This window comes from Corynebacterium sp. LaCa_205 (assembly GCF_057458085.1).
The window spans coordinates 506,693-518,979 of sequence record NZ_CP190931.1; the positions used below are offsets into that span (position 1 = coordinate 506,693).

Sequence of the window (12,287 nt, forward strand, 5' to 3'; positions counted from 1 at the left end):
GGAAAATTGCTCAAGTGCCCAGAATACCGATTTTGTGGGCGGCATGTGGGCCAGTTTGCTGATAGTGATCCCCCATTTGTTCCCCTTGAAAAGGGTTGCGTGGCTAGCATCACCCACTGGCTGGCGGGGTGGAGATATTCACGGCCTCCCGCTGCGGGCATGCTGCAGATAAACGCGGGGTGTACCCTCACTCTCCATGAAAATCATCGACGAGCTAAGCCCGCGCAGCGCCCATGAACCCCGCATTCGGCGTCGTCCGTTGCCTTTACAAACGGAGATTACCGCTGGTCGCCGCGCTATTGTCATGGTGGCGATGGCGCTTGGTGCCTTTGCCATTGGCACTACGGAGTTCGTGTCGATGGGCCTGCTGCCGCTTATCGCGGATGATTTTGGCATTTCGGAAGAAAACGCCTCGACTCTCATCACCATTTACGCGATGGGCGTGGTGGTCGGTGCCCCGCTGATTGCGGCCTTTACCGGCAAGCTCCCACGCCGTCGCTTGATCCTGCTGCTCATTGGATTCCTCGTGGTGGGAAACCTGCTATCGGTGGTGGCACCGAATTACGCCATCCTCATGGTGGCGCGCTTCATTGCGGGTATGCCGCACGGTGCTTATTTCTCCGTGGCGAACCTTTCGGCCGCATCCATGGCGCCTCCAGGCGGCCGCGGCAAGGCCATGGCCTACGTAGGCATGGGTCTGGCCATCGCCACGGTCATTGGGGTGCCGGCCGCGCAGGCGCTTGGCTCCGCGTTAGGCTGGCAGGCGGCCTACCTTGTGGTTGTGGCGCTGGGCATTATCACCGCCATTGCGTTGTTTTTCCTGATGCCGCACATGACGGAGATGAAGCAGACCGATATCCGCACGGAGTTCGGGGCGTTTAAAAACAGCCAGGTGTGGTTCACCGTCATCATGGGCGTGGTGGGCTTCGGCGGTATGTTCTCCGTCTATACCTATATTTCCTGGACCATGACCGAGGTCGCCGGCATGGATCAGAGCCTCATCTGGGTGGTGCTCATGGCCTATGGCATCGGCATGACCATCGGCAATGCCTTCGGCGGCTGGCTGGCGGACCGCAACCTGGAGTTTGGCATCATCTTTGCCTTGGCCTGCCTTATCGTTATCCTTACCGCTTTTTACTTCCTCTCTGGACACGCCATCCCGGCCACGATTTGCTTTGGCTGCGTGGCATTTATGGGCTCGACTCTGGTGCCTTCGCTGCAGCTGCGCTTGGTGCATGTGGCTGGCGACGCCCAGACTTTGGCCGCCGCGCTCAATCAGTCCGCGCTGAACATTGCGAATGCAGCGGGCGCGACCATTGGCGGTGCCGTCGTGGGTGCTGGCTTGGGCTACTCCGCTCCGGCACTGGCGGGTGCTGGCCTGGCGGCTGCGGGTTGCCTGGTGTGGGCTGCGACGATGTGGGATAAAAAGCGTCTTGCTCGCCATTCATAAGCGGACCGATATGCTGTTGGCATGACCCTTACCATCGCGAGCGTTAACGTCAACGGAATCCGCGCTGCGTGCAAGCAGCGCAATGAAAATAACCCCGGCATGAATGCCTGGTTAGAAGAGACTTCAGCCGATATCGTGCTCATGCAAGAGGTGCGCGCTACCCCGCAGCAGGCCGAAAAGGCCTTGGCCCCGGCCCTGGAGGCGGGCTGGCATTTGGCTCTTGCCGACGCCGCCGCAAAAGGCCGCGCCGGCGTGGGCATTTTGTCTCGCACCCCGCTTGCCGACGTCGAAGTGGGCTTCGGCTCCTTTAGCGACGCCGGCCGCTGGGTTGCGGCCACCACCCGCGATATCCGCGTCGCTTCTCTGTACCTGCCTTCCGGTGATACGGATTCGCCGAAGTTGGATGAAAAGTACCGCTTCTTGGACGAGTTCCAAGACATTCTGGCGGATAACGCGGCGCGCACCAATCCCGATGGCAGCCCGGCCGAAATGGTGATCGGCGGCGATTGGAATATCTGCCACCGCGCCCAGGACCTAAAGAATAATAAGGCCAATGAAAAGAAGGCCGGCCACCTGCCCGAAGAGCGCGCCTTCATGGACCATGTCTTTGGGGCGTTCCCGGATGATGAGCCGCAGGAAAAGAAGAACCTGGGGCAATGGCAGGGCGTCGTCGACTACGCCGGCGGCGAGCCGTGGGCCCCAACCACAGAGCCACAGTGGTTCGACGTAGCCCGTCGCCTCCATCCGGACGAAGACGGACCCTATACCTGGTGGACCTACCGCGGCCAGGCCTTTAATAACAACGCCGGGTGGCGCATCGATTACCAGGCGGCTACCCGCCCGATGCTGGAGCGCGCGCAGCGCACCTGGGTGGAAAAGGCCCCCACCGTGGAGCAGCGCTGGTCCGACCATTCCCCACTAGTGGTGGAGTACAGCTGATGACGCCACTATTTAGCGTCCTTTATGTAGTCGGCATTACGGCCGAGTCCATGACTGCCGCATTATCCGCTGGACGCCAAAAACTCGACCTATTTGGTGTCACCATGATCGCCTCCATGACTGCGCTAGGCGGCGGCACGGTGCGCGATATGATCCTCGATGATCCTCCATTTACTTGGGTAGAACACCCCATTTATCTGGTGATTGTCATCGTGGCAGCAGTGGTGACGGTGGGCATGTCCTTCCTTATGCACTACTTCCGCCATCTCTTCCTCATCTTGGATGCCCTAGGGCTCGCGGTCTTTTCGGTGCTGGGCACCCAAATCGCAGTCCACCTGGGCCACGGGTTCATTATTGCCTCGGTGTCTGCGGTGATTTCCGGCGTCTTTGGTGGCGTGCTGCGTGACCTGCTGTCAGATCGCATTCCGCTGGTCTTTTCCGGCGAGTTCTACGCCGCTATCTCGGTGCTGGCCGCGGTGCTCTTTATGACGCTCTACCACGGCGGTCTGGCCGAGGAACCGGCCGCGATCATCACCGCCTCTGTGTGTTTCATTGCCCGCTTGGCTGCGATTTACTTCAAGAAAGGCCTGCCCGTCTTTGAATATCGCGATGCCGAACAGCAGATGGACCCGCGCCTGCGGTTGTCCGCGCGCATCGTGCGCGATGGCGCCCGCAAAGCCAAGCGCAAGGCAGGCGCGGCCACGCGTTACGCCAGCCCCATCACGCGTCCGTTGACTAGGCCTTTAAGCCGCCCGTTTAAGAACAAGACACGAGCTTTTTCTACTGCGGCAGAGGGGGCGGACTACGACGATGTTTCCAGCAACCGCATCGCGCGCCGCCCGAAGCAACAATCGATTACCCGGCCGAGTGGCCGGCACTCGCCAGGGGCGAGGGGAGTAAACGTGGAGCAGCAGTGGAGCTTCAATAAGGGGGACGTCGGCAAGCGCAAGGCGCCTAAACACAAGCAGTAGTGCTACCATAGGCAGGTCAAAAAAATCAGTAATCTGCAACGGAGAAAGTTCATGGCTCGCGCAATTATTTCTTTCGTCCTCGGCGCTGTAATCCTCGGCCTGAGCATTTGGTGGTGGACCATTGTTGGTCCGTCCTTCGCTTTCCTCGGCCCCATCGTGCTCATGGGCGTAGGTGGCGCGCTGATGGTTTCCGGTTGGGCCATCCTGATGGACGTGGTCAGCCCCACCTCCCGCAAGATTTAAAATCTTTGCGTCGCATTCCCTCTGCCCTCCGGGCGGGGGGGAATTTTTCGATCCGGGAGGGGCACTGCTGGGGGAAGGATGTGGACCGCGCGCGGGAGCTAGGGGGTAGGATAAAGCACCATGACTGCAGACAATTCCACCGTTTCCCGCGTCCTGTCCGGTATCCAACCCACCGCTGATTCCTATCACCTGGGTAATTACCTGGGAGCGCTCAAGCAGTGGATTGACCTGCAGGACGGCTATGATGCCTTCTACTTCATCCCTGACCTGCACGCGATAACCGTAGAACAAAATCCCGAGGAGCTGCGCAACCGCACCATCGCGGGTGCCGCCCAGCTTATTGCCCTAGGCATTGACCCGGACAAGTCCACGCTCTTTGTCCAGTCGCACGTGCCTGCGCACACGGAGTTGACCTGGGTCTTTCAGTGCCTGACCGGTTTTGGTGAGGCCTCCCGCATGACCCAGTTCAAGGACAAATCCGCCAAGCAGGGAGCGGACCGCACCTCGGTAGGCCTATTTACCTACCCGATCCTCATGGCCGCAGATATTTTGCTGTACTCGCCGGATTATGTGCCCGTGGGCGAAGACCAGCGCCAGCACCTAGAGTTGACCCGCAACCTGGCCGAGCGCTTCAACAATAAGTACGGCGATACCTTCAAGGTACCGGAGCCGTTTATCCCAGAGGGCGCGGCCAAGATTTATGACCTGCAGGAGCCGACCTCCAAGATGTCTAAGTCCGGTGCCAACCCCAAGGGCTTGGTCAATCTCTTGGACGCGCCGAAAACCTCAGCCAAGCGCATTAAGTCCGCCGTGACGGATGACTTGGGTTCGGTAGCCTTTGACCGCGAAAATCAGCCGGGTGTGTCTAACCTATTGGTCATCCAGTCCGCGCTGACCGGTGAATCCATCGATTCCCTGGTGGAGAAGTACGCCGACCAGGGCTATGGCCACCTCAAGGTCGATACCGCAGATGCGCTGCAGGAATTTACCACTCCGCTCAAGGCACGCTACGACGAACTGATGGCGGATCGCGGCGAGCTCGAGCGCATCCTGGCCAAGGGCGCAGAAACGGCGCAAGAAATTGCCCAGCCGCTTGTCGACGACGTCTATGAAAAGGTCGGCTTCCTTCCCCGCCTGCGCAAGTAGCAAGGGGGCTGCTTCCCCGTGCTCCACCCTACAAAGGGACAACAGGGCATTTGCCAGTTACTCTAGGTGGGATAAATACTGTGCGAGCAAGAAGGGAAGCACGTGCCTACCACCACGCAATCCTCCTCGAAGAAGACGGACCACTACGGCATCGAACGCGCCAATGCCGACGATCCTGGTGCGGTAGATAAGATCCGCGCCAAGTCCGGATTCGTTGATCATCTGATGCGCATGAACGAGCGCTATGGTGCAGAAGGTGGCAATCAGTTTGCCGCCGGCATCACCTATTACTCGGTGCTATCCATCTTCCCGCTCGCGATGCTGATCGTGGCTACCGTTGCCGCCGTCTTGGCTAACCGCGAGGACTTGCTCAATGATTTGCAGTCCCAGATCACCAGCTCGCTAGATGGAGATATGGGCGATACGGTCAACGAGATTCTCGATACGGCCATTGAGCAGCGCGGGGCCATGTTTGGTATCGGTGGTTTGACCACCCTGTGGTCCGGACTGGGCTGGATGAATAACCTGCGCATCGGCATCTCGGCTATGTGGGGCATCGACGCCAACGAAGGCGGTTCCTTCCTGAAGAAGAAGCTTTCTGACTTGGTAGGCCTCATCGGCCTGATCCTGGCGTTCCTCATCGCCTTTGGCGTGACTGCCGCCGGTTCCTCTGGTCTTACCCAGAAGATTTTTGAGAAGGTCGGCATCGAGTCCTTCCCGGGCATGGATTTTGTGATTTTCTTTGTCGGCTTGGCAGTGGGCCTCTTGGCTAACTTCATCGTCATGTGGTGGATGATTATGATCCTGCCGCGCACCAAGGTGCCGAAAAAATCTGGCCTCATCGGTGCGGCCATCGGTGCGGTGGCTTTCGAGCTGCTCAAGCAGCTGTCTACGGTCATCATGTCTTCTGCTACCGGCAGCCCGGCCGGCGCGGTCTTCGGTCCGGTCATCGTGCTCATGGTGGTCATGTACCTGATTTGGCGCGTGGTGCTGTATATCTCTGCGTGGACCGCCACCACCGCCGAGTCCCTGAAGTTTGCGCACCCGCCCGTCCCAGAGCCAGCCGTTATTCGCGTGCGCAATGAGGTCAAGGAGGGCGCACCGGCAGGCGCGACCTTTGGCATTGGTGCTGCTTTGGGTGCTGCGGCCGTGGGTGCGTTTAGCTTGCTGCGCCGCAAGTAAATCTCCTCCTAAGGGGTGAGGACGCCGCTGCTATTCGGCTTTAAGATAGAACATTATGAACGCCAATGACATCGCACCGAATCTTTATGAAGAATGGGGACTAGACCGCCGCGATGGCGAGCGGGAACTCTTAGTTTTACTGGAGTCCAAGGATTTGTCGCTAGAGCAGCAAGGTCAAGACATCGAGGACCCGCGGCGTGCGCAGCTCCGCATCGCCGCCAGCGTCTTGGGGTCTGCTGCGAAGCGCGCGGAATACGATAAGGCGTGTGAGACGGGTCTGCGCCCCACGTGGGGTGACTTGGGACAGCTGGGCGCGATAGGCCAGTGGAGCCCGCGGCCGCAGCAACAGCACGCTCAGTCCTTCCAGCCCGGTCAGCCGGCAGGACCGGGGCACCAAGCGCACCAAGAACCACGATTTGCGCAGACTGCTAGCCCTTATGGGTCGCCGTATTCACGCAACCCCTTTGCCCCGCAGCACAATCCTTTCCCTCCGGCGGCGGCGAATGCGTCCATGCCCGCACCGCAGATACAGCACCCAGCGCCTGAAATTAGTCAGCGCGCCGGTCAAGATGCGCGTATCGGAATGGCCATTTTGGATCTATTCTTTTTCTCACTTATCAGTGGTAGCTTCGGCGGCGCGCTGCTTTCTGGTGGTGTGGATGAACTCTCGACGTTTATCGGTGGTGTCATCATCTTGCTGCTCTACGTTTTGGGCACTGAGTGTTGGCTCGGCGCCAGCCCGGCCAAGCTGCTGATGGGCTACACAGTGCGCGATGTCGATACCAAAGAGCGGCTTAGCCTCACCCAGTCCGCAAAGCGTCAGTGGTGGCGCCTAGTCAATATTGTGCCGGGCCCCGGCACCTTCGCCAGCTGGGTGGGTGCCGGCGTGCACACCTTCACCATTACGGAGAAAAATAACCGCCGCGGCTCCCACGATGAGTGGGCTAACGCCGAAGTAGTGAAAAAGCACCCACGCAAATAGCCAGCAAAGCTACAGCGCCAGCGATGACCCAGCCAAGCCACCCCTGCACCCCAGCTAAAGAGGAGTTTGCAGATTGTTCCTGGGTATCGGGCGCAGGTGTGGGTGCGGGGGAGGCAGGGGAGTCGGCGTCGGAAAGCAGCTGGCCTACGCCATCCCCAGGGGAAACCTTATAGGCCTCGTACAAAAGCTTTTGGGCCTGTTCCCAGGCACGCGGGCCGTGCTCCACGGTGGTATCGAGTAAGACCGCCTGCAAGCGCCGGCCGTGGCGGTCGAGCGCACCGACGAAGGTATGGTGCGCATCATCGGTAAAACCCGTCTTGCCACCAATGCCGTCCGGATCGTTGAGGAAGAGCCCGTTATCGTTGCCTAATTGGTAGCCGTCAAAATCTCCCCAGCCGGGAAAATCTACGGACTCCGTATCGACAATGCGCGCAAAGGTCGGGTTATGGAAGGCCGCGCGGTAAATGAGGGAAATATCCTTGGCCGAGGTAGACATGCCGGGGGCGTCGAGCCCAGAGTAGCTGGCCGCAAAGGTGGAATTCGTGCCAATCTCGGCCGCCTTGTCATTGACCTTGCGCAAAGTGACCTCGTCGCCACCCAATTCCTGAGCCAGCGCGTGCGCGGCATCGTTGCCGGAGGCCATAAGCAATCCTTCAAGGAGCTGCTCCACCGTGTATTTGCCACCGGGACCGATGCCCACCGCAGAGCCGTCAATCTGTGCAGATTCTTCGCCTACCTCGACCTTCTTGTGCAGATCCAGTTCGTCGATGACCACGAGCGCCAGCAGCGCCTTAATGATAGAGGCCGGCCGGTAGCGGCCGTTAGGGTCCTTCATCGCGATAATCTCGCCGGTATCGATATCGGAGACCATCCATGCTGCGGCCACTACATCCTTGTCCACATGGAACCCCGCAGGCAGGGTAGTGCCACAGGCCTCATCGCTATCCACCGGCGGCAGCGGGGTGGGAGAGGCTTGCCCGGGGGCGAGCCGCTCCGAGGTGGTAGTGGCCTTTTCCGGCCGCTCGGCGTGGGGGCACCTATCGGTATCCGGGGCAGTGGTTCGCGTGGTGGTAGGAGTAGTCGGCGCTTCCGCCAGCGCGAGCGGTGGGCCGCTCAGCAAGACGGCGGTGAGAGAACTAGCGAGAATTCTTTTCATGACATGACACATCTTAGGCCCGTGCCTACGATGGGACGCATGCATGACGCGCCTTTGATTAGCCCTGAAAACAAGGACTCCGCCGCCGACGTGGTGGCCAAGCTTCCTAAGGTCTCCCTCTTTGAGACCATTACCTCCACGGCCGCTACGCCGGAGGAGCTTACCGCGACCATCCGTGAGCGCTACGAGGCCTTGGCCGCAGACGGCGTGGTCTACGCAGAGGTGCACCTAGACCCCGCAGAGCTTGGCCTCGACGCTGCCGCTGTGGTGGAGGCCGCCGCAGCCGCCTGCATCGCTGGTCTTGACTCCCGCCTTGTCCTCGCTGGCTCGGCCCCAGAGGAAGCAGTGCCTGATGATGCCCCCGTGGTGGGTTATAGCCTGCCGCAGGGCCAAGCGAGCGGGGCCGCAGATTTTCGTGCGGCTTACCTGCCCACCCAGATCCAGGTGGGAGAAGACTTCGCAGAAGTAGAACGTGCCGCCCAGGCAGGCGTGAATCGCCTGATCCATCCGGTCAATATGATCGATGACTTCAGCGCGAATATTGAGGGCATTGTGCCCGGCCAGGCCTCTGGATACATCCGCGACCGTCACATCCCGCTCGTCTTTACTCCCCTTGAGGAAACCGAGGACCTCAATGACCACCCGCTGCCACTGTTGCAGCAACTGGGCTTTACCTGCACTATTTCCTCTGGTGATACCACGCTGACCAAGCAGTTCCTCGCGCTAAGCGAGGCCTTTGGGTATGGGCTGGAGGAATTTTTCGATCTCACCGTCAAAGCGATAGAGAATTCCTTCGCTGACCAGGAATTACGGCAGCATCTGCTAGAAACGGTTATCCTGCCAGCATACGAGGAACTATCTGATCCGGAGCTTGCCGGCCCGGATACGGAGGAATCCCTCGCTGATGCGGCAGAAGCCGCTGAAGAATGAAAACGATTAGAGGAGATTTAGATGCCTTCTGTACTTTTTGTTGTTACCGCCGCTGAGGAATGGACGCTGGCCGATGGCACTAAGCGCCCTACCGGCTACTGGGCCGAGGAGCTTATTGCTCCGCACCGCGTCTTCCAGGGCGCGGGCTGGGATATCCACTTCGCTACTCCGGGCGCGAAGGCTCCTGTAGTAGACGAGTACAGCCTGGAGGTTCTGCCAGACAATGTGCGCGAAGCGCAGGAAAATTACCTCGCAGAATTGGGCGTAGCACTGGAAAACCCGATGAACCTGGCCGATGTCAATGAGGAAGACTATGACCTCATCTTCTACCCAGGCGGCCACGGCCCAATGGAGGATCTGGCCTATGACCAGGATTCCGCTAAGCTTCTGCAGGCTCGCATGGATTCTGGCCGCGCCCTCGGTTTGGTCTGCCATGCCCCGGCTGCGCTCTTGGCAGTAGATAACGAGAATTGGCCGTTCAAGGGTTACAAGATGACCGCCTTTAGCAATGCCGAAGAAGGCGAGGAGATGGTGGCCGCAGCTAAGTGGGCGCTGGAGACCCGCCTGCGCGAGCTCGGCGCGGATTACCAGGAAACCGATCCCATGTCCCCGAACGTCATCGTGGACCGCAACCTCTACACTGGCCAGAACCCGGCATCTTCCGAGCCGCTGGCACAGCGCATCTTGCGCGACTTCTAAATGCGCATGCCGCGATTTCTCAAGGCCGGGGCAGCCCTAACCGGGGTTGCCGCGGCCGCTGGGGCGGTGGCATATGCACTAAGTCGGCGGCCGTACCTGCGCGAGGTAGCACCGGGGTTGCGCAGCCCGGTTTTATATCTGCCGATGCACGTGCTTCCCGACGCCACCTTTGCCCGCGCCAGCCGCTTCTTCGCCACCATCGACTTTTCTCGGCCGATCCGGCATGCGGTGGACATTACGGAGCTTTCCGCCTCCTTCGATGGCCACGCTTTTAGCGCCCGCGTACTTACCCCACGCAGTGCTTCCGCAGGAGCAGCCGCATCAGGACCGCGCCCCGTGGTGGTGTGGACGCACGGCGGCGGCCATCTCATCGGTGGTCCGGCCATGTATGACCCGCAAAATGCTCGTATGGCGGCCGAGCTGGGCGCGATCGTGGTAGCCCCGCGCTACCACAAATCCACCCAGGAGCCGTTTCCAGCAGACCATCATGAATGCTATGCCGCGCTGCGTTGGGTACAAGAACACGGCGATACCTTGGGCGGAGATACCTCGCGCATCGCCGTCGCCGGTGATAGCGCAGGCGGCGGACTCGCCGCAGGCTTGGTCCAGCGTGCTTTCGACGAGGGCCATCCGGTCCGCGCACTCGGCTTGGTCTATCCCATGCTCGATCACCGCACCACGGATAAGTCCGGCGCGGTGGGCCAGTTCATCTGGACGGCCGGCTCGAACCGCGGCGCGTGGTCCATGTACCTGGGAAACGATCACCTGGATGTTGACCTGCCGCGCTATGCTTCGCCGGCCACGCGAGCCGATCTCTCCGGCCTGCCGCCGACCTGGATCGGAGTCGGTGGCATTGATCTTTTCTGCGATGAATCCGTCGCTTTTGCTCGAACCCTCGACGCAGCCGGCGTGGAAACCACCCTCGATGTATGGGCCGGTGCCTACCACGGGTTTGACCAGATTAAACCCAAAGCCCCGCAATCGAGTGAGCTTATCGACGCCCTCATTGACCACCTCCGCCGCCACCTTTAAAGTCACACTCAGGGAGGTCAAGCGGTGAACTACAACACGCACGTATCGTGGGTCGTATTCTTCGTCAGCGCTATTGTGCTCGGCCTGATACTGGGCGGGGTCTTTGGACTAGGGACCCTGGCCCGGTCCATTGTCGGGCTCGGCTTGTTTATCGTATGGCTGCTTTTCGATAAATACATGCGCGACCGGAGCCGACGCCAAGAAAAAGAAGAACGGGGCCACTAAACGCAGAAAGCCGCCCCGCTCCTCCCACCTGTTGTGTGGTAGAGAAGAAGTGAGGCGGCACAGACCGTGCTGGTTTAGAACTTGGAGAAGCGCTTGATGAGCATGTCTTCCAAGCCCTTCCACGACTCGGCGTGCTCGGTATAAGGCTTGGAGGGAACGTAGCCGGCGTGCTCGGTAGAGCCGAGCATGTAGCCCAAGTAGTCCTGCAGGCGGGGGTTGGCCAGCATATAGGAGTTAATGGAATCGTCGCCGGCCCAGTCGGCGGCATCGGCGCATACTTCGTAGCAACGCGCCATCTGATCGGAATCGACAGCCTCTGGGCCCTTTTCAATATCGCGCACAATGCCATTGAAAGAGTACTGGTTATCCGGGTGGACCTGTACCTCCAATTCGCCGGCGTTGGCAGCGGAGACAACCTCTTCCCAGGTGGATACGCGGGCTAGGTCGTGGTCATCGTTGTCCATGATCCAGCGCACCAAGGTCTTCGGAGAATCGAAGGTGAAGATTTCGCCCCACTTGCCCAAGAAGATGGGTTTGCCGTCCAGGTAGGTGCGCAGGGTGTAGACGGACTTGGATTGCGCGGTGATCTTGATGGGATCGATGCCGGCGGCGGCCCACGGGGAGTTGTCGTACGGGTCGGCTGCCTCGGCGGCGGCCTTGCGCTTTTCTTCGGCTTCCTTAGCCGCTGCTGCGGAGGCGGCGGCAGCAGAAGAGATGCGCTCCTTGGCATCGGAAACCTTGGCCGCGTCAAAGTCATCGGTGGAGACCACGCGAACGTGCTGATCCAGATCCTCGATGACTCCCTTCCAATTGCCGGCGATGACGTGGCCCACGCCGGACCACTCGCTCATGCCCTGCTCGCCGGAGTAGTGGTCGGCGCCGCGGGAAACATTGCGCAGGATGGAGTGGGAAGCGAAGAAGATGGTGGTGTGTTCTGCACCGGCGACGTCGGCAAGCGCGGAGGCAATCTCCAAGTTGCGGGCCACGGTGGAGACGTTCTGGTGGCTCGGGCGACCAGCCAGAGCCTCCGGCATGCCGATGAGGTCATACTCATGGCGCTCGGCAGGGGTAACGCGGTCCGCATCGCGGCCGGCGAATTGGTCCCACTGCGGATGGTCCAGCAAATCGTGCTTGGTGCCAGACTCCACGAAGCACAGCAGCTCGGCCGGCGAGTTAAAGGCTAGGACATCCTCATCATCGCCCAGAAAGGCCTGCCACTCGGAGCCATTTTGGCGCCACTTGGGTGCCCAGAGGGTATAAAAATCGCCCTCGGTCAGCGAGAGCTTTACAGGTACAATTGCGCGGGTGCTCATGGCGTTTTAGTCTACCCAA

Annotated in this window: 12 protein-coding genes; 10 read left to right on the forward strand and 2 right to left on the reverse strand. The window is 60.2% G+C overall.

The features are described 5' to 3' along the window. Positions 1-196 precede the first annotated feature (196 nt). The 7 genes from ACP8J1_RS02575 to ACP8J1_RS02605 all read left to right on the forward strand — a co-directional run bounded on the left by ACP8J1_RS02575 (position 197) and on the right by ACP8J1_RS02605 (position 6,913). Positions 197-1,450 carry an MFS transporter gene (locus ACP8J1_RS02575; protein ID WP_023027815.1) on the forward strand — a complete coding sequence of 418 codons (1,254 nt, stop codon included), beginning with the start codon at positions 197-199 and terminating at the stop codon, positions 1,448-1,450. 21 nt (positions 1,451-1,471) lie between these two features. Continuing rightward, positions 1,472-2,389 carry an exodeoxyribonuclease III gene (locus ACP8J1_RS02580; RefSeq protein ID WP_023020660.1) on the forward strand — a complete coding sequence of 306 codons (918 nt, stop codon included), beginning with the start codon at positions 1,472-1,474 and terminating at the stop codon, positions 2,387-2,389. After that, positions 2,389-3,360 (forward strand): trimeric intracellular cation channel family protein, encoded by a 972-nt coding sequence (locus tag ACP8J1_RS02585; protein WP_023020661.1) that lies wholly within the window; start codon positions 2,389-2,391, stop codon positions 3,358-3,360. Before ACP8J1_RS02580 ends, ACP8J1_RS02585 begins: the two co-directional genes overlap by 1 nt. A 51-nt stretch (positions 3,361-3,411) precedes the next feature. After that, positions 3,412-3,603: a hypothetical protein gene (locus ACP8J1_RS02590; RefSeq protein WP_023020662.1), complete on the forward strand. Its 192-nt coding sequence runs from the start codon at positions 3,412-3,414 to the stop codon at positions 3,601-3,603. 120 nt (positions 3,604-3,723) lie between these two features. Further along, positions 3,724-4,749, forward strand: a complete 1,026-nt coding sequence (gene trpS / locus ACP8J1_RS02595; protein ID WP_023020663.1) for a tryptophan--tRNA ligase — start codon at positions 3,724-3,726, stop codon at positions 4,747-4,749. A gap of 102 nt (positions 4,750-4,851) precedes the next feature. Next, a complete protein-coding gene (locus ACP8J1_RS02600) occupies positions 4,852-5,931 on the forward strand; it encodes a YhjD/YihY/BrkB family envelope integrity protein (RefSeq protein WP_023020664.1) in 1,080 nt (359 codons plus the stop codon). A gap of 55 nt (positions 5,932-5,986) precedes the next feature. Continuing rightward, the gene (locus ACP8J1_RS02605) at positions 5,987-6,913 is read left to right on the forward strand and encodes an RDD family protein (protein WP_023020665.1); all 927 of its coding nucleotides are present in this window, start codon (positions 5,987-5,989) and stop codon (positions 6,911-6,913) included. Here ACP8J1_RS02605 and ACP8J1_RS02610 read toward each other — a convergent pair. After that, positions 6,876-8,069: a D-alanyl-D-alanine carboxypeptidase family protein gene (locus ACP8J1_RS02610; RefSeq protein ID WP_034655769.1), complete on the reverse strand. Its 1,194-nt coding sequence runs from the start codon at positions 8,067-8,069 to the stop codon at positions 6,876-6,878. The two genes, ACP8J1_RS02605 and ACP8J1_RS02610, sit on opposite strands and share 38 nt — an antisense overlap. 39 nt (positions 8,070-8,108) lie before the next feature. Between ACP8J1_RS02610 and ACP8J1_RS02615 the strand changes: the two genes are divergently transcribed. From ACP8J1_RS02615 to ACP8J1_RS02625, 3 genes are read left to right on the forward strand one after another with little or no spacing between them, the layout of a single operon-like run. Then, entirely contained in the window at positions 8,109-8,999 is an 891-nt protein-coding gene (locus ACP8J1_RS02615; RefSeq protein ID WP_232212576.1) for an amidohydrolase family protein, read from the forward strand. A 21-nt stretch (positions 9,000-9,020) separates the two neighbouring features. After that, positions 9,021-9,698 carry a type 1 glutamine amidotransferase domain-containing protein gene (locus ACP8J1_RS02620; protein WP_023020668.1) on the forward strand — a complete coding sequence of 226 codons (678 nt, stop codon included), beginning with the start codon at positions 9,021-9,023 and terminating at the stop codon, positions 9,696-9,698. A 6-nt stretch (positions 9,699-9,704) separates the two neighbouring features. Further along, positions 9,705-10,730 carry an alpha/beta hydrolase gene (locus tag ACP8J1_RS02625; RefSeq protein ID WP_232212577.1) on the forward strand — a complete coding sequence of 342 codons (1,026 nt, stop codon included), beginning with the start codon at positions 9,705-9,707 and terminating at the stop codon, positions 10,728-10,730. Between the two features lie 299 nt (positions 10,731-11,029). Here ACP8J1_RS02625 and ACP8J1_RS02630 read toward each other — a convergent pair whose 3' ends face one another. Beyond that, the gene (locus ACP8J1_RS02630) at positions 11,030-12,268 is read right to left on the reverse strand and encodes a hypothetical protein (RefSeq protein ID WP_023020671.1); all 1,239 of its coding nucleotides are present in this window, start codon (positions 12,266-12,268) and stop codon (positions 11,030-11,032) included. Positions 12,269-12,287 lie beyond the last annotated feature (19 nt).